The organism is Massilia sp. 05N420, from assembly GCF_056397205.1.
Genome location: NZ_JBFTMX010000016.1, coordinates 188,905 through 205,191 on the forward strand (window position 1 = coordinate 188,905; position 16,287 = coordinate 205,191).

15 protein-coding genes are annotated in these 16,287 nt (G+C 67.9%); 5 read left to right on the forward strand and 10 right to left on the reverse strand.

Annotated features, from left to right (window positions below; translation table 11 throughout):
• Positions 1–9 precede the first annotated feature (9 nt).
• The 4 genes from AC1DIX_RS13345 to AC1DIX_RS13360 are packed head-to-tail and all read right to left on the reverse strand — an operon-like array spanning position 10 to position 3,171.
• Positions 10–705 carry a TorF family putative porin gene (locus AC1DIX_RS13345; RefSeq protein WP_477249934.1) on the reverse strand — a complete coding sequence of 232 codons (696 nt, stop codon included), beginning with the start codon at positions 703–705 and terminating at the stop codon, positions 10–12.
• Complete coding sequence (locus AC1DIX_RS13350) at positions 663–1,949, reverse strand: S8 family peptidase (protein ID WP_477324861.1); 1,287 nt, start codon at positions 1,947–1,949, stop codon at positions 663–665. Before AC1DIX_RS13350 ends, AC1DIX_RS13345 begins: the two co-directional genes overlap by 43 nt.
• Positions 1,946–2,605 carry a zf-HC2 domain-containing protein gene (locus AC1DIX_RS13355; protein WP_477324863.1) on the reverse strand — a complete coding sequence of 220 codons (660 nt, stop codon included), beginning with the start codon at positions 2,603–2,605 and terminating at the stop codon, positions 1,946–1,948. The genes AC1DIX_RS13350 and AC1DIX_RS13355 overlap by 4 nt, the downstream gene beginning before the upstream one ends.
• Positions 2,602–3,171, reverse strand: coding sequence for an RNA polymerase sigma factor (locus AC1DIX_RS13360; protein ID WP_477324865.1), 570 nt, complete (start codon positions 3,169–3,171; stop codon positions 2,602–2,604). The genes AC1DIX_RS13355 and AC1DIX_RS13360 overlap by 4 nt, the downstream gene beginning before the upstream one ends.
• 149 nt (positions 3,172–3,320) lie before the next feature.
• Between AC1DIX_RS13360 and AC1DIX_RS13365 the strand changes: the two genes are divergently transcribed.
• The gene (locus AC1DIX_RS13365) at positions 3,321–4,610 is read left to right on the forward strand and encodes an Nramp family divalent metal transporter (RefSeq protein WP_477324867.1); all 1,290 of its coding nucleotides are present in this window, start codon (positions 3,321–3,323) and stop codon (positions 4,608–4,610) included.
• 28 nt (positions 4,611–4,638) lie between these two features.
• On the opposite strand, the gene AC1DIX_RS13370 is transcribed toward AC1DIX_RS13365, so the two are convergent.
• Both AC1DIX_RS13370 and AC1DIX_RS13375 read right to left on the reverse strand, forming a co-directional pair.
• Positions 4,639–5,844, reverse strand: a complete 1,206-nt coding sequence (locus tag AC1DIX_RS13370) for an ammonium transporter (RefSeq protein WP_442122628.1) — start codon at positions 5,842–5,844, stop codon at positions 4,639–4,641.
• Positions 5,845–6,022: 178 nt separating this feature from the next.
• Complete coding sequence (locus AC1DIX_RS13375) at positions 6,023–6,961, reverse strand: LysR substrate-binding domain-containing protein (RefSeq protein WP_442122629.1); 939 nt, start codon at positions 6,959–6,961, stop codon at positions 6,023–6,025.
• A gap of 104 nt (positions 6,962–7,065) precedes the next feature.
• Between AC1DIX_RS13375 and AC1DIX_RS13380 the strand changes: the two genes are divergently transcribed.
• Both AC1DIX_RS13380 and AC1DIX_RS13385 read left to right on the forward strand, forming a co-directional pair.
• Positions 7,066–8,280: a urate hydroxylase PuuD gene (locus AC1DIX_RS13380; RefSeq protein ID WP_477324869.1), complete on the forward strand. Its 1,215-nt coding sequence runs from the start codon at positions 7,066–7,068 to the stop codon at positions 8,278–8,280.
• A gap of 112 nt (positions 8,281–8,392) precedes the next feature.
• Entirely contained in the window at positions 8,393–8,863 is a 471-nt protein-coding gene (locus AC1DIX_RS13385) for a DUF2726 domain-containing protein (protein WP_477324871.1), read from the forward strand.
• Here AC1DIX_RS13385 and AC1DIX_RS13390 read toward each other — a convergent pair.
• The 4 genes from AC1DIX_RS13390 to AC1DIX_RS13405 form a co-directional block, all read right to left on the reverse strand.
• A complete protein-coding gene (locus AC1DIX_RS13390) occupies positions 8,860–11,091 on the reverse strand; it encodes a hypothetical protein (RefSeq protein WP_477324873.1) in 2,232 nt (743 codons plus the stop codon). The two genes, AC1DIX_RS13385 and AC1DIX_RS13390, sit on opposite strands and share 4 nt — an antisense overlap.
• A gap of 81 nt (positions 11,092–11,172) precedes the next feature.
• Complete coding sequence (locus AC1DIX_RS13395; RefSeq protein WP_477324875.1) at positions 11,173–13,590, reverse strand: S9 family peptidase; 2,418 nt, start codon at positions 13,588–13,590, stop codon at positions 11,173–11,175.
• Between the two features lie 135 nt (positions 13,591–13,725).
• Positions 13,726–13,893 carry a hypothetical protein gene (locus tag AC1DIX_RS13400; RefSeq protein WP_442122634.1) on the reverse strand — a complete coding sequence of 56 codons (168 nt, stop codon included), beginning with the start codon at positions 13,891–13,893 and terminating at the stop codon, positions 13,726–13,728.
• A 26-nt stretch (positions 13,894–13,919) separates the two neighbouring features.
• Entirely contained in the window at positions 13,920–14,159 is a 240-nt protein-coding gene (locus AC1DIX_RS13405; RefSeq protein WP_442122635.1) for a hypothetical protein, read from the reverse strand.
• A gap of 191 nt (positions 14,160–14,350) precedes the next feature.
• Between AC1DIX_RS13405 and AC1DIX_RS13410 the strand changes: the two genes are divergently transcribed.
• Together AC1DIX_RS13410 and AC1DIX_RS13415 are read left to right on the forward strand one after the other, a co-directional pair.
• Positions 14,351–14,983, forward strand: a complete 633-nt coding sequence (locus tag AC1DIX_RS13410) for an ANTAR domain-containing response regulator (protein WP_442122636.1) — start codon at positions 14,351–14,353, stop codon at positions 14,981–14,983.
• Between the two features lie 8 nt (positions 14,984–14,991).
• The gene (locus tag AC1DIX_RS13415) at positions 14,992–16,146 is read left to right on the forward strand and encodes a CmpA/NrtA family ABC transporter substrate-binding protein (protein WP_477249918.1); all 1,155 of its coding nucleotides are present in this window, start codon (positions 14,992–14,994) and stop codon (positions 16,144–16,146) included.
• Positions 16,147–16,287 lie beyond the last annotated feature (141 nt).

Sequence of the window (16,287 nt, forward strand, 5' to 3'; positions counted from 1 at the left end):
AAGGTTCAATCAGAAGCGGATGCCGACGCTGCCGGACAGGGCGCGGGCGCGTGGTGCGTTGCCGCCGGCGCGCAGCAGCGTCTGCCAGCCGAGCTGCACGGTGCAGTCGCCGAAGGTGGCGGCCAGGCCGAGGCGCAGGTCGGCGTGGTCGCGCGGCCCAGCGTAGGCGCCGAAGCGGTGCAGCAGCCCGGCGTGGAAGGTCAGCCTGAGCCGCTCGCCGAGGGGATGGAAGGCGTTCAGGTCGAGATAGGCGCTGGGCTCGTTGCCGTAATAGGCGGGCGATACGAAGAGGCTGGCGCTGGCCTGGTCCAGCGCGATGCCGGCATGGAATTCGGTGTAGTCGTACTCATGGCTGCGCAGGAAGACGGCGCGGCTGAGGCCGGCGTCCCAGGACAGGCCGGACGGCAGGCTGCCGGCCCGGCCGCCGTAGACGATCAGGCCGGCCTGGCGGCCGTCGTTGCCCAGTTTGACCGGCGAGGCGAAGCCGCCCGCATACCAGCCGTCCGCCATGTCATGGTCGATGCGCAGCTGCAGGGCCGGACGACCGCCGCTCAGCGAGATGCCGCGCACCGCGTACTCGGACACCAGGCCCAGGCTGCCGCTGGTCTGGGCGCACGCCGGGCCGGCCGCGCAAACCAGGCCCAGGCCCAGGCAGGCGGCCGTCAGGGAGAAGCATTGGCGGTCATGGCGGTGGTCTGGTGACATCGGCAAACGCATGCTCCGGCGGCGCGCGCAATGGTCGCGCATGCGTCTATGCTACCAGTTTGCTCCTGCTCCCGATCAGCATCGTGCGCGGCCAGGGCGGTGTGCAGCGGCGGCGCCAGCATGCTGCGCAGTTGCAAGGGCGCGGTGCCCGGCCGCAGCTCGAGCACCAGCGCGGCCAGCCCGGCCACATGGGCCGCCGCATACGAGGAGCCCGACACCAGGCCCCAGCGCGCGCCGGGCAGGGTGGTGGGGATGTCGGCGCCGGGGGCGCGCAGGGCGCCGGGCGGCAGGGCATGCCGGTCGCCGGCCTGGGCCACCGCGATCACGCCGCGCTGCGAGGCCGGAAAGCCGCCGTCGGGGCGCAGCGGATCGACCGCGGCGACCACCGCCATGCCGCGCGCCAGGGCGGCGTCGATCAGGGTCTGCAGCAGGCGGTCCGCCGGGCCGCCCAGGCTGAGGTTGATGATGCGGGCCCCGTTCAGCAGCGCGAAATGCAGGGCCTTGCCCAGCGTGAAGCTGTTGCAGAGCGTTTCGTGTTTTGCCGTTTCCCAACAGGCGCGCAGGGCCATCAGCCTGGCCTGCGGGGCGATCCCGGCGATACCGACCCCATTGCCTTCGCGTGCGGCAACGATGCCGGCAACCGCGGTGCCATGCGCTTCGGCGACATCCGGCACACCGTCGACGAAGTTCTGGCGCAGCGCCAGCTGGCCGGCCAGGTCCGGATGGTCGCCGTCGACGCCGCTGTCCACCACCGCCACCATCACCATGCGGCCGGTGCCGGCGCGGTGCAGCTCGGCCAGGTGCCAGGCGCGCGCCGCCGGCTGCACCGCATACAGCGGATCGCCGTCCAATCCATGGTAGGTGTTGACCGGCTGGGCCCAGGCCACGCGCGGATCGTGGGCGAGGGCGTCCAGCACGCGCTCGAGCGGGACGTCGTCGGCATCTTCCATCACGAAGCAGTCGATGCCGATCGCCGGCATCGGCCAGTCGTCCACCACCCTGAGCCCGTGGGCGGCGGCCAGTTCCGCGGCCTGGCGGCGGCGCGCGGCGCGGCTGCCGTCGTCGGCGTAGCCGCTGCCGTAGGCGCTGTCGGGACGGAAGTGGGGCGGCGGCATACGCAGCATCACCAGCACCTGGCGCGCCGCCCTGGCGCCGGTGTCGCCGCCGGCGCCGGCGCCGGCCCCGCATGGCAGGGCGCAGCAGGCCAGCGCCAGCGTCAGCAGGGCGGCGAGCAGGCGTTTCACGGCCGTGCTCCGGCGCCGAGCGGCTCGGCCAGCTCGACGGCGGGTTCGGCGCGCAGCCGGGCCAGCACCGCCGCCGTGTCGCCGCCGTCCAGCAGCCAGGCGTCGGCGGCGGTCGGGCCGCCGGCCAGCCGGGCGCCGCTGGCACGCACGATGCGGCGCAGCTCGCGTTCCGGGGTGTCGGGGCGGAACACGACCACGATGCCGGCCCGGACCGGCGCCGCGGCGCCGAGCCCGCGGTAGGCCGTGCCCGCGTCCTGGCCCTGATCCGGGCGCACCAGCAGGGCCGCCAGCACGGCGATCAGGCAGCATTGCAGGGCCACCGCGCCGCGCAGCCAGCTGCGGTCGTTGGCGGCGATGCGCGCACCCCAGCGCGCCAGGGTGCCGGGCATGGACGCGGTCTGCTGCTGGTCGAGGCGTTGCTGCATGCGCGCCCAGGCGCGGTCGGGGTCGCAGCCGGGTGCCGGCCCCGAGCCGGGGCCCGGCCCGGCGGCCCGCACGGCCTGCAGCAGCGCGAGCTCGTCGCGGCAGCAGGCGCAGCTGCGCAGGTGGGTGCGCAGCCGCTCTTCCTCGCCGGCGTCCAGCGTGGCGTTGGCGAGCCAGGGCAGGGCTTCCTGCGCCGCCCTATGCTCTGCCGAAAAGGTCTCGTCGAGGCTCATGTCCTGCCCTCCAGTTGCCGCCCCAGCTGCAGGGCAAGGCGGCGGCGCGCATGGAACAGCCGGGTCTTGATGGTGTTGACGGGGCATTCCATGATGTCTGCGATCTCCGCGTAACTCATGTCGTGATAGAAGGTCAGCTGGAAGGCGGCGCGCTGCTCCAGCGGCAGGGCGGCGAGCGCGGCGTCCAGCGCATGGCCGAGGCGCAGCTGCTCGAAGCGCCATTCGGGCTGCTCTTCTTCGGCGCCTTCCCAGGTGTCCGGGAAGGCCTCCAGCGGCTCGTCGAGTCCGTGCAGCGCCTTGCAGGCCTTGCGGTAGGCGATCGCGAACACCCAGGTCGAGAGCTTGCAGCTGCCGTCGAAGGTCGCCGCCCGCTGCCACACGACCAGCATGGTGTCGTCGACGATCTCCTCGATCGTGGCGGCGTTGCGCGTCATGCGGTGCAGGAAGCGCGTCAGCCGCGGAAAGTAGCTGCGGTACAGGATTTCGAAGGCATGCCGGTCCCCGGCCGCGATCCGGTCAACCAGGTCCGCCTCGCCATCGGACCGCTCATTCGCCTGCTGGTCCACGCATTCGGTCTCCACTGTTTCCGGTGAATACCCGGTTGCCGCGCAAAGGTTCAATCGCATTGTTACACGGAAGGGCGCAGCCCGCGCCGGCCTGCACTTGCGTGCGCGGGCGAACGGATGACACAGCCGTTTGCCCGCATTATGCAGGCATGGACGACAAGGACGCAGACAAGCCATCGCCGGAAGCCGCCGCCTGGCTCTCGAAGCTGGGCCCGGGCCTGATCACCGGCGCGGCGGACGACGACCCGAGCGGCATCGCGACCTACTCCCAGGCCGGGGCCCAGTTCGGCTTCAACCTGCTGTGGACCCTGCTGCTCACCTATCCGCTGATGGTGGCGATCCAGGTGATCAGCGCCCACATCGGCCGGGTCACCGGCCGCGGCCTGGCCACCAACCTGCAGCGTTTCGCGCCGCGCCGGCTGGTCTGGCTGATCGTCGGCCTGCTGCTGGTCGCGAACGTCATCAACATCGCGGCCGACATCTCGGCGATGGGCGACGCGATGGCCCTGGTCGCTCCCGGCAAACCCCATTACTACGCGGTCGGATTCGGCGTGCTGTCGATCCTGCTGCAGGTCTTCATTCCCTACCAGCGCTACGTCAACCTGCTGAAATGGCTGACCCTGGTGCTGCTGGCCTATGTCGCCACCGTGTTCGTGGTGCGCGTGCCCTGGGGCGAGGTGCTGCATGCCACGCTGCTGCCGCGCCTGGAGTGGCACAAGGAATACCTGACCACCATCGTCGCCGTATTCGGCACCACCATCAGCCCCTACCTGTTCTTCTGGCAGGCTTCGCAGGAAGTCGAGGAGCTGCGCGCGGACGCCGATGCGCAGCCGCTGCGGCGCGCGCCGGAACAGGTGAAGGCGCAGTTCCGCCGGATCCGCTTCGACACCCTGGTCGGCATGGCGGTGTCGAACCTGGTCGCCTTCTTCATCATGCTGACCACCGCCACCACCCTGCACGCGCACGGCACGCTCGACCTGCAGACTTCGGCCCAGGCCGCAACCGCATTGAAGCCGGTCGCCGGCGAACTGGCCTTCCTCCTGTTCGCGCTGGGCATCGTCGGCACCGGCCTGCTGGCGATTCCGGTGCTGGCCGGTTCGGCCGCCTATGCGATGGCCGGCACCTTCCACTGGAAGAGCAGCCTGGATTCCAAGTTCTCGGYGGCGCGCAAGTTCTACGCCATCATCATCGTCTCGACCCTGGCCGGGATCGGCATCAACTTCGCGCCGATCGACCCGATCAAGGCGCTCTACTGGAGCGCGGTGCTGAACGGCGTGATCGCGGTGCCGGTCATGGTGATCATGATGGCGGTGGCCTCGAGCACGAAGATCATGGGCGAGCTGAAGATCTCGGGCCGGCTGCGCGTGCTCGGCTGGATCTGTACCGGCGTGATGGCGGTCGCCGTGCTGGCGATGTTCGGGGCCGGGTTCATGCATTGACGGCTTCCCCCGCACGGGGGGAAGGAATCTACTGGAAGGTGGTCTCGCGCTCCGGCGTGGCGCTGATGCGGTGGATCGACAGGTCGGCGCCGTCGAATTCCTGTTCCGGATCCAGGCGCAGGCCCACCGTCTTCTTCAGCAGGCCGTACACGATCCAGCTGCCGAGCCCGGAAATGACGATGCCGAGCACGGTGCCGACCAGCTGAGACCAGATGGAGACGCCGCCCAGCCCGCCCAGCGCGCGGCTGCCGAAGATGCCGGCCGCGATGCCGCCCCAGGCGCCGCACAGGCCGTGCAGCGGCCACACGCCCAGCACGTCGTCGATCTTCCAGCGGTTCTGCGCCAGCGTGAACAGCGAGACGAACATCGCGCCGGCGACCGCGCCGGTGACCAGGGCGCCGAGCGGATGCATCAGGTCCGAGCCGGCGCACACCGCCACCAGGCCGGCCAGCGGTCCGTTGTAGACGAAGCCGGGGTCGTTGCGGCCCATGACGAAGGCGGTCAGGGTGCCGCCTGTCAGCGCCATCAGGGAATTCACCGCCACCAGGCCGTTCATCTTGTCGAGGGTCTGGGCGCTCATCACGTTGAAGCCGAACCAGCCCACCGTCAGGATCCAGGCGCCCAGCGCCAGGAAGGGGATGTTCGAGGGCGGGTGGGCGGCGATGCGTCCGTCCTTCGCATAGCGGCCGCGGCGCGCGCCCAGCAGCAGCACCGCCGGCAGCGCGGCCCAGCCGCCCACCGCGTGCACCACCACCGAACCGGCGAAGTCGTGGAAGGGCGCGCCGAAGACGGTATGCAGCCAGTCCTGGATGCCGAAGCGGTTGTTCCAGGCGATGCCCTCGAAGAGGGGATAGACCAGGCCGACCAGCACGGCGGTGGCGGCCATCTGCGGGTGGAACTTGGCGCGTTCGGCGATGCCGCCCGAGATGATGGCCGGGATCGCCGCGGCGAAGGTCAGCAGGAAGAAGAACTTGACGAGTTCATAGCCGTTCTTCGCCACCAGGGTATCGGTACTGCCGAAGAAGTGCATGCCGTAGGCGATGCCATAGCCGACGAAGAAGTAGGCGATGGTCGAGACGGCAAAGTCGATCAGGATCTTGACCAGGGCGTTGACCTGGTTCTTGCGGCGCACCGTTCCCAGTTCGAGAAAGGCAAAGCCGGCGTGCATCGCCAGGATCATGATCCCGCCGAGCAGGATGAAGAGCGCGTCGGCCCCGGTTTTGTAGGCATCCATGCAAGTCTTTCCAAAAAAGTGCGTGAAAACAGCGTTAGCACTTCTTGGTAGCAATAAGCGTTCCAATTTAGTGAAGGAAGGCCCCGAGAATGCACCGGCCGCGGGCGGAAGTCACGTAGCGCCCCGTTCGCGTGCGTCTGCACTGCCGAGGTGCAGGCGTGCGCCAAAAAGGAACGTCTCAGCCTTTGACGAGGGCCTGGGCCGCCGCCGTCACCAGGTCGCGCAGCCACTTGTGCTCGGGCGACTGGTGCACCCGCTGGTGCCAGAGTTGATAGAAGCGCATCGGCGGGAACTTGATCGGCACCGTGAAGTTCTTCAGCGGCAGCGTCTTTTCGTAGAAGCGGATGAACTGGCGGCCGGTTGTCAGCACCAGGTCGGTCTGCGTCAGCATGTAGGGAATCAGGCCGAAGTAGGGCGACTCGACCGCCACCTTGCGCTGCATGCCCTGGCGTTCCAGGAAGGCGTCGATGACGCCGTGATAACCGGGCAGCATCGGCGAGGGCGCCACGTGCGGCAGGCTCAGGTAGTCCTCGAGCGTCATCGCATCGCCGGCCGTGCGGCGCGCGTAGGCACTTTCTGCGCGCATGGTGCAGATGATCGGGTCTTCGAACAGCTTCGAGATGTGCAGGTGGGCCGGCGGCTCGTCCCAGTTGGCGATCACGAGGTCGATCTCGCCGTCCGACAGCATGCGCAGGTAGTCGGTGCCCGGCCCCAGGTGGTGGATGGCGACCTTGCTGTTGGGCGCGCCGCGGCGGATCGAGGCCACCACGCTCGGCAGGAACTGGGTGTCCAGGTAATCCGGGGCGGCGATGTGGAAGGTGCGCGCCGCCTGCTCGGGCACGAAGGGCGACTTCCTGATGAACAGGCTCTCGGTTTCGTCGAGGATGCGCTTGGCCGGTGCGAGCAGGCTCTCGCCATGCTGGGTCGGCACCATGCCGCGCGCGCCGCGCACCAGCAGCGGATCGCCGGTCAGTTCGCGGAGCTTGCGCAGCGAGGCCGAGATAGACGGCTGGGGCTGGTTCAGCTTGAGGGCCACGCGCGACACGTTCTTTTCCACCAGCAGCAGGTAGAGGATGCGGATCAGGTGCAGGTCGAGGTGCTGGGGCAGGCTGCTCATCGGAAGGTCATATGCGTGTGCTTATGTCGAATATACGATATTTTTCATGTTGAATAAATGGAAACCGGCGTATCTTCTCGTAATCACACGTGCAAAGGATGTGCATGGACTACCTGCTTCCGTACGGCCTCGAATGGATGAACCTGCTGGTGCGCTGGCTGCATGTCATCACCGGCATCGCCTGGATCGGCGCCTCTTTCTACTTCGTCTGGCTCGACAACTCCCTGCGGCCGCCGGCGCCCGGCAGCGAACTGGCGAAGAAGGGCGTGGCCGGCGAGCTGTGGGCCGTGCACGGCGGCGGCTTCTACAACCCGCAAAAGTACCTGGTCGCGCCCGCCGAGCTGCCCGAGGAACTGCACTGGTTCAAGTGGGAAGCCTATTCGACCTGGCTGTCGGGCTTCGCCCTGCTGACCATCGTCTACTACTTCAATGCCCAGGCCATGATGGTCGACCGCAGCGTGGCCGACCTGTCGAGCTGGCAGGCCATCGGCCTCGGTCTCGGCAGCCTGGTGGTGGGCTGGATCGTCTACGACCTGCTGTGCCGCTCGAAGCTGGGCAAGCACGACCTGGCCTTCGGCGCGGTGATGTTCGTCTTCCTGAGCGCGGCCGCCTGGGCGCTGACCCACTGGCTGAGCGGGCGCGCGGCCTATATCCACGTCGGCGCGATGATCGGCACCATCATGGTCGCCAACGTGGCGATGGTCATCATCCCGGGCCAGCGCAAGATGGTGGATGCGATGATCGCCGGCCAGAAGCCCGACCCCGTCTACGGCATGCGCGGCAAGCAGCGCAGCGTCCACAACAACTACTTCACGCTGCCGGTGCTGTTCATCATGATCAGCAACCACTTCGCCATGACTTACCGCCACGAGCACGCCTGGGCGGTGCTGGCCGCGATCATGCTGGCCGGCGTCTTCATCCGCCACTTCTTCAACCTGCGCCACAAGGGCCGGGTCGAATGGAAGTACCCGGCCGTGGGCGTGGTGCTGCTGCTGGCGGTGGCCGTGGCGATCGCCCCGAAACCGCCGGCGGCGGCCCCGGCCGCAGCCGATGCCGGCGCGCAGTTCGCGGTGGTGCAGGGCATCCTGCAGCAGCGCTGCGTGTCCTGCCATTCGGCCCATCCGACGCAGCCCGGCTTCGCCACCGCGCCGGCCGGCGTGATGCTGGACAACCCGCACGGCATCACGCAGAACGCCCAGCGCATCTACCAGCAGGCCGTGCAGCTGAAGGCCATGCCGCTGGCGAACATGACGAATATGACGGATGCCGAGCGGGCCCAGGTCGCGGCCTGGTTCGAGGGCGGCGCCAGAACGAAGTGAAGAAGTTGCTGTAGTTACAAAGCGAGGATTTTCCGGGCCCCCTTGCTTGCTATCCTGCTGATCCTTCAATTGCATCAAAGAAAGATCGGCTATGAATATCGCATACGTCCTCATGGCAGTGCTTTTGGTGCTCGCGCTGCTCATGGGGTTCGCACTGCGCCAGGCGAAGAGACGCGGCCCGGCGCCGGCCTACACGCGCCGCGCCATCATGACGGAAAACGAAATGGAATTTTTCGGCAGGCTGGTCGCGGCCCTGCCCGAGCATTACATCTTTCCCCAGGTAGGAATGGCGGCCCTGCTCGAATCCGCCGCCGCGGACCGCAAGCGCGCCCACGGCGACCGCCTGCGCATCGCGCAACAGCGCATCGATTACGTCGTCTGCAACCGGCGCTGCGAAGTCGTCGCGGTGGTGGAGCTGGACGACAAGACGCATTCGAGCGCGAAGGACCAGGTGCGCGCTGGCCGCCTGGCGCAGGGCGGCTTCAGGACGGTTCGCTTCGAGTCGCGCCTGAAGCCTTCGCCGGCCGTGATTCGGGCTGCGGTCCTGCCGGCTGCCGTTCATGTTTCCGAGGCGGCTGCCTAATCCGGCTTCTCCTGAGGTGGCGCTTTGCGCGGCACGATCGCATACTGCGGCGCCGCGCTGTAATCCGGCTTGACGGCGCGCGCCTTGAACAGCGCCCAGGCGCGGCCGCCGGCTTCGCCGCCGGCGTCGGCCGCATAGGCCAGGGCCGGCTGGATGATGGCGGCGCTGCCGATGGGGCTGGCCGCGCCGCCCATCATTTCGCCCGGCTTGATCTTGAGCGCCTGGGCCATCTCGGCGCTTGCGCAGGTCATGCCGGTGGCTTCCGGGCGGCTCGCCTTGTAGACTTCGGCCATGGTCGGGTAGAACGGGGCTTTTTCGTCGTCGCGCACGATCATGTCGTACATCGAGGCTTCGACCCAGCAGCCGCCCGGCGCCGTCATGCGCGCGATCGGGAAGCGCGCCTTCCAGCCCAGCAGCCGGCCGGCCTCCGGAAAACCGAGTTCGGCCAGGTGGCCCGACACGGCGGTGAAGAAATCGTCCTGCCAGGGCGCGAGGCCGGTCTTGTTCTTGTAGACCACCGCATAGCTATGGCTGATGAAACCCAGTTTGGGGGCCCCCGGATCGTCCGTGTAGTGGGCGTTGTACCAGGCCAGGTTGTTGTCCAGCAGGCGGCGGAAATGGCTTTTCAGCGGATCGGCGTCGGGCACGATATAGGCCGCTTCGCCGAGCGTACGCATGCTCCAGGCCTGGCCGCGCACCTGCCCGGACGCCAGCAGCCCCTTGACGTTGCTGCGGTAGGGCGTGTAGATCGCGAACACGTTGTACATCGCCCAGAACTCCAGCTCTTCGAGATAGTAGAAGTCGCCGGTGACCAGGTAGGGCAGGTAGGCGAAGGCCGGCTGGTGCGCGTCGTCGTGGGCATAGCTCGTCTTGCAGGCATTCCCGGCGCAGGTCGGCAGGCGTTCCGACTTGCCGGTCTTCGGGTTGAGCGTGTCGGTACCGGTGCCGATCAGGCCCATGTAGGGATAGTCGATCACGCTGATCGGCCTGCCGCTGCGCTGGTCGCGGTAGTGCACCGACCAGCTGCCGGCCAGGTCGGCCGTGCCCAGGGTGACCGTCTTCGCGCGCGGATCCATGCTGAGCAGGTAGGCGGCGGCCCAGGCGGGCAGCAGGCCGATGTCGTTGCGCGCACCGGTGGTCGGCATGTAGGCCAGCGCCAGGCCGATGCCCATCGGTTCGGTCTTCGGTCCGTTCCAGCCGGACCCGTAGTCCGCCAGCGCCTTGCCGGAAACGCGCACCGAGCGGTCGTAGTTCGGCAGCGCGCGGCTGGCGATCAGGTAGGCGCTGTCGTGGCGGATGTGGACGTCCGGGACCTCGCCCCACCAGAACACCTTGCGCCAGCGGGCCTGGTTCAGGTGAACGAGGTTGGTCTTCGCGTAGACCTCCTTGCCGCCCACCAGCACCCGCGCATCGTAGGCGATGTTGCCCGGCGAGGGCTCGAATGCCCAGGTGTTTTCCAGCGTGACGTCGACCCTGGCCTTGCCCAGCGTGCGGTACCAGCGCACGGCAAAATGCGCGGACAGGCGCGGATGCTCGGCGCCCTTGGCATCCTTCAGCGGCGCCGACACCAGCCATTCGGTGACCAGCGGTCCATCCAGCCAGACCGCCGGCTTCTGGCGCAGCAGGCGGTCGGCGGAGGCCGTGTAGACCTTGCCGTCGATGGTGGCGCTGACGGAGGCCGTGAAGCCGTCCTCGAGCAGGGCCGCCGGTCCGGCGCCGGCGGCAGGCCTGGCGCCCGCCTTGTCCTTCACCAGCACCAGGGTCTGGGGCTTGCCGCCCGCGGGCGGCAGGACGGCGCTGATCACCGCGTGGCGCAGCGAACCGTCCGCATGCGTGGCCTTGACGTCCACCTGCAGCGGCACCTTGCTGCCGTCGGCCAGGCGTCCGGCCAGACTTTCTCCGCGCCTGACGTCGCCCGGCGCGAACACCTGGCCGAAGCTCAGCGGAATGGCGGCCTTGTCCTTGCCCTCTTCGGCGTCGACCTGCACGCCGGTGATCGCCCCCTCGATGCCGGCCTTGAAGTCGATGTCGGCCAGGACGGCAGCGGGCTGCTGGGCGGCGCCTGACGAAGGCAGGCCGGCGGCGGGAGCGCCTGGCGCGGCCTTGCCGTAGCGGGACTGCAGCACCTTGGCGTCGTCGAGCTGGCCGGTCTCGGGCAGGCTCTGGGCCCGGGCGGCGGGAAGAAGGGCAGCGAGGAACAGGACGAACGCGGGACGGAATGCAGGCATGGCGGTGTCTGGGGCTGAAATGAAAAGGGCGCCTTGAGGCGCCCGATGCTGAAGCGCCCGAAGGCGCCCCGATCATACCGCTTATTGTCCAGCGGGCGCTTGCTTGAGCGTGCGCTCGAACAGCTGGTAGATGCGGCGGTACTCGTCATACCAGCTTTCCGGCTGGACGAAGGAGTGGCGCTCCATCGGATACGGCGCCAGTTCCCAGTGATCCTTCTTCAGCTCGATCAGGCGCTGGGCCATGCGCACCGAGTCCTGGAAGAACACGTTGTCGTCGACCATGCCGTGGGCGATCAGCAGATGGCCCTTCAGGTTCTGCGCGTACTCGATCGGCGAGGAGACCTTGTAGGCTTCCGGGTCGAGCTCCGGCGTGTTCAGGATATTCGCCGTGTACTCGTGGTTGTAGGTGGTCCAGTCGGTCACCGGGCGCAGCGCGGCGCCCGACTTGAACACCTCCGGTGCGCGCAGCAGGGCCATGAAGGTCATGAAGCCGCCGTAGCTGCCGCCGTAGATGCCGACGTTGTTCGCATCGCCCTGCTGGTTGGCGACCATCCAGTTGACGCCGTCCAGGTAGTCCTCCAGTTCCGGGTGGCCCATCTGGCGGTAGATCGCGCTGCGCCATTTGGCGCCATAGCCTTTCGAGGCGCGGTAGTCCATGTCCAGCACCACGTAGCCCTTCTGCACCAGCAGGTTGTGGAACATCTGCTCGCGGAAGTAGGGCGTGTAGCGGTGCGAGACGTTCTGCAGGTAGCCGGCGCCGTGCACGAACATCACCACCGGATACTGCTTGCCCGGCTCGAGCTGGGCCGGGCGGTAGAGCTTGGCCCAGATCGGCTCCGCACCGTGGGTGGACGGCACCGTCACGAACTGCGGCTGGATCCAGTCGCGGGCCTTGAAGTCGGCGGTGCGGGTGTCGGTCAGCCTGACCGCCTCGCCGCCGTTCGACGGCAGGGTGGCGATCTGCGGCGGCAGGTAGGGGCCGGAATAATGCACCAGCAGCTTGCGCTGGTCCGGCGACAGGCGGAAGTCCTCGACGCCGCCATCCAGCTTGCTGACCTCGCGGGTGGCGCCGTCCTTTGCGTTGACGACGCAGACTTCATAGGTGCCCGGATCCTTGCGGTTGCAGAGCAGCCAGGCGGTGTCGCCGTCGCGCGACCAGGCCACGTCCTGGGCTTCCCACTTGCCCTGGGTGAGCGCGCGGGTACGGCCGGCGCCGTCCAGGGTGTAGAGGTGGGAGTAGCCGGTTTCCTCGGACAGGTACCAGAGCGTGGTGTCATCCGGCAGCCAGCCGAATTCGCTGTTGTCGAAGTTGACCCAGGCCTGGTCCGTCAGGCGGTGCACCGGCTTGAGCGCGGCGTGCGGCAGATCGACGGTGGCGATCCAGCGGTCCTTGTTGTCGACCGAGCGCAGCATCACGGCGGCGTTCGCGCCATTGGTGCTCCAGACCACGGTCTCGCCGTCGAAGCCGATCTTCACCGGACGGTTGCCCTTGAGCGGATCGAGCTTGCGCTCGGCACGCAGGGAGGCCAGCGGATCGTCCTTCACGCCTGGCAGGACGTCGAAGGACAGGTCTTTCACCTCGCGGGTCTGCAGGTCGATGAGTTTGAGGCCGTTCGGACGCGGATCCTTGCGGCCGACGCGGGTGCGCTCGTCCGAGGTCTCTTCATAGCCGCTCTCCGTCACGTAGCGCGGCATCTTGCCGACGCGGCCCTTGTCGGCATCCTTCGGGCCGGTCACGACCAGCAGCCAGCGGCCGTCCGGCGACAGGTGGGTGTTCACGATGGCCAGCTTGTCGCCCAGGTAGATCGGGGCCGGGGCGCGGGTCGGATCGACGCGGCGCTCTTCCTCCTCACGGGCGCGGGTGGCGTCGCGATCAGTCTTCTGGCGCTTGAGGGTGGCGATCAGGCGCAGCTGCATGTCGCGCAGCGCATCCGGATCCTGGACGGCCGGGTCCTTGGCCGCGCGCGGCAGCGCCAGCGGCGACACCAGGCGGCTGGCGCGGTCCCAGCTGGCCCAGTCGTCACCGACGCGGAACTGCACGCTGCGGCCGTCGGCGGAATACTGCACGGCGGCGATGGCGACGCCGCTGGCGCGCGAGATCTGTACCAGTTCGCCGCTCTTCAGGTCGCGCTCGAAGAGGTCGCCGTTGCGCACGAAGGCGGAGCGGGTGCGGTCGCGGTTGTAGACGACCAGCCAGCCGTCCAGTTTGGCGAACTCCGCATCCTCGACCCTGCGCGCCTTGTTCAGGCCGGACGTGGCGCCGGTCTGGTAGACGTCGCGCAGCGGCGATCCGGCGCGCTTCTGTTTATACAGGACCTGCTTACCGTCCCAGCTCCACCATGCGTTTTCCACGGGGTTGCCGATCCAGTCGGGCTGGGCCATGGCCTGGTCGAGGGTGACGGGTGTGCCGGCGTCGGCTGCAATGGCCGAGGTGAGGGGAACTGAGGCCAGCAGCGCGGCAAGGATGGTGAGGGCGGAAGCGGAGACAGGAAGGCGCATCGTCGGTTGTCTGAGTAGAAATTGCAAAAAAGCATTCTAGCTCAGCCGACAGTGATGCAGCGTGGATTCGATTTGCAAAAAACAACGCCCGGCCAATGCCGGGCGTGTGGAGACGCGAGCAACAACCAGGAAAGCTTAGCGCAGCTTCTCCAGGCGCGACGGGTCGCCGATCCACATTTGCGGGTGATCCGCGATCCACAGTTCCGACGGCGCGGTCACGGTCGGGTTGCGGATGAAGAACACGATGCGGGTGACGATGGCCAGGGCCGAGATGGCAACGGTGACGTATTCGACTGGGGTCATGATGGTGTCCTGTGTGAATTACTTAATTACTTGGAGGCGAAGTGGCGCAGCTCGGCCGACAGGCTCGGGCTATGCGATTCGGCGGCGGCGGCCAGCGACAGCATCTCGCGGCGGCTTGCCTGCTCGTCGCGCTTGGCATCGTGGGCGAACCAGCCGCCGTGGGCGACATAGAGTTCGATGGCGAAGGCGCGGATGTTGCGAGCGGTTTCTGCGAGTTGGTGGCGCAGACCTTTGCTCTGCGCCTGGGTGATCGTTGCGGTGCTCATTGTTTTCTCCAATAAATACTGTGTTGTTGCGGTGCAGTATAGGGAACATCGAGACATAAGTGAACTTTTACTTTGTGATGTTCTCCATCATCATGGTGAATATTTCTTGTTGGGTAACTGTGGCTCGTCCTTACTTCGGTTATGCGCCTCGGAAATATCTCTCTGGCCCGGAACTTGCATATTCCCAAGGCATGAAATCGCCACCTCCCGTTCCGCGCACCCTGCGCATCGTCGTGGTCAACACCACACAAGGCACCGGCGAACAGGCCGCGGCGGCCCAGGCGCGGCGCAACACGGCGTTGCGCATCGGGTTGCTGGAATCGGGCTACGACATCGTCGCCTCGCTGCCGGCCGATATCTTCCTGCCCGAACGGATCGCCCAGATCCAGCCGGACATGATCATCATCGACAGCGAATCCGCCGCCCGCGACGTGCTTGAGCACATCGTGATCGCCACCCGCGACGAGCCGCGCCCGATCGTGCTGTTCACCGACGACCAGGATCCGTCCAGCATGGACGCCGCGATCGGCGCCGGCGTGACGGCCTATATCGTGGCCGGGCTGCAGGCCGAGCGCGTGAAGCCGGTGCTGGACGTGGCCCTGGCCCGCTTCCGGCGCGAGCGCAAGCTGCTCGACGAACTCTCCGACACCCGCCGCCAGCTGGCCGACCGCAAGCTGGTCGAGCGCGCCAAGGGCGTGCTGATGGCGCGCAGCGGGCTCAATGAAGAAGAGGCTTACAGGAAGCTGCGCAGTATGGCGATGAACCGGAAGCTGAGGTTGGCGGAGGTGGCGCAGCGGGTATTGGATGTCGAGGATCTACTGTGAAATCAGATATGAAAACCACCCTCCAAGCCGGCTTCATGCCGCTCACCGACTGCGCCCCCCTGATCATGGCCTCGGTACTCGGCCTCGACGAGAAACACGGYATCAAACTCGCCCTCAGCCGCGAACACTCCTGGTCCGGCATGCGCGACCGCCTGCTGAACGGCAGCCTCGACGTCGCCCACGCGCTCTACGGCCTGGTGTACGGCGTCGAGATGGGCATCGGCACGCGCGCGGTGCCGATGGCGGTGCTGATGAATTTGTCGCGCAACGGCCAGGCCATCACCCTGTCGCGCGCGCTGGGCGAGGCCGGGGTGACGGACGGCGCCGCGCTGGCGGTCCAGGTCCGCAGGAGCCGCCGGCGCTTCACCTTCGCCCACACCTTCCCGACCGGGAACCACGCGATGTTCCTGTATTACTGGCTGGCCGCGAGCGGCATCGATCCGCTGCGCGACGTGCAGATGGCGACGGTGCCGCCGGGCCAGATGGCGGCCAGCCTGGCGGCCGGGCATATCGACGGCTTCTGCGCGGGCGAGCCCTGGGGCGCGCGGGCGGTGCTGGACGGCAGCGGCTTCACGGCGGCCACCAGCCAGGACATCTGGCCGGACCATCCCGGCAAGGCGCTGGGCGCCACCGCCGCCTTCGCCGACGCGCATCCGCAGGCTTGCCGCGCGCTGGTGGCGGCGCTGCTGGAAGCGGCGCGCTGGATCGACGCCTCGCCCCTGCACCGCGACGCCACGGCCGAGGTCCTGGCCAGCCCGGCCTATGTGGACGCCGGGCGCGCCACCATCGCCGCGCGCCTGCACGGACTCTACGACGATGGCCTCGGGCGGCGCTGGCAGGACCCGGATCCGCTGCGCTTCCACGCCGGCGGCGAGGCCAACTTCCCCTGGCTCTCCGACGGTATGTGGTTCATGACCCAGCACCGGCGCTGGGGCCTGCTGCGCGAGGATCCCGACTACTATGCCACCGCCGCGCGCGTGAACCGGGTCGGCCTGTACCGCGAGGCCGCCGTGCTGGCGGGCGTGGCGGCGCCTGCCGCGTTGCTGCGTTCCTCGGTGCTGGTCGACGGCCGGATCTGGAACGGCCGCGACCCCGCCGCTTATATCTCGTCCTTCGCGAACGGTGCGCCGCGCCCTGTTTTCGGGCATGGTGCACCGCAATGAAGCGATCCAGCTGACGCTATCCCGGCGTGCCAGAGGGAAGGGCGTCTGGCACGGCTCTTGCAAACACTCCCTGCAAGGATCAACGGCGATCCCCTTGAAATGAATTCAGCCGGTTCAATGAGGAACCGGCGCACAGGACAA

What these genes read in the sequence shown, in the direction of transcription:
- AC1DIX_RS13345 (WP_477249934.1), bottom strand. Translation starts at nt 705, where the DNA reads ATGTCACCAGACCACCGCCATGACCGCCAATGCTTCTCCCTGACGGCC.
- AC1DIX_RS13355 (WP_477324863.1), bottom strand. Translation starts at nt 2,605, where the DNA reads ATGAGCCTCGACGAGACCTTTTCGGCAGAGCATAGGGCGGCGCAGGAA.
- AC1DIX_RS13370 (WP_442122628.1), bottom strand. Translation starts at nt 5,844, where the DNA reads ATGGATGCCTACAAAACCGGGGCCGACGCGCTCTTCATCCTGCTCGGC.
- AC1DIX_RS13375 (WP_442122629.1), bottom strand. Translation starts at nt 6,961, where the DNA reads ATGAGCAGCCTGCCCCAGCACCTCGACCTGCACCTGATCCGCATCCTC.
- AC1DIX_RS13380 (WP_477324869.1), top strand. Translation starts at nt 7,066, where the DNA reads ATGGACTACCTGCTTCCGTACGGCCTCGAATGGATGAACCTGCTGGTG.
- AC1DIX_RS13385 (WP_477324871.1), top strand. Translation starts at nt 8,393, where the DNA reads ATGGCAGTGCTTTTGGTGCTCGCGCTGCTCATGGGGTTCGCACTGCGC.
- AC1DIX_RS13390 (WP_477324873.1), bottom strand. Translation starts at nt 11,091, where the DNA reads ATGCCTGCATTCCGTCCCGCGTTCGTCCTGTTCCTCGCTGCCCTTCTT.
- AC1DIX_RS13395 (WP_477324875.1), bottom strand. Translation starts at nt 13,590, where the DNA reads ATGCGCCTTCCTGTCTCCGCTTCCGCCCTCACCATCCTTGCCGCGCTG.
- AC1DIX_RS13400 (WP_442122634.1), bottom strand. Translation starts at nt 13,893, where the DNA reads ATGACCCCAGTCGAATACGTCACCGTTGCCATCTCGGCCCTGGCCATC.
- AC1DIX_RS13405 (WP_442122635.1), bottom strand. Translation starts at nt 14,159, where the DNA reads ATGAGCACCGCAACGATCACCCAGGCGCAGAGCAAAGGTCTGCGCCAC.
- AC1DIX_RS13410 (WP_442122636.1), top strand. Translation starts at nt 14,351, where the DNA reads ATGAAATCGCCACCTCCCGTTCCGCGCACCCTGCGCATCGTCGTGGTC.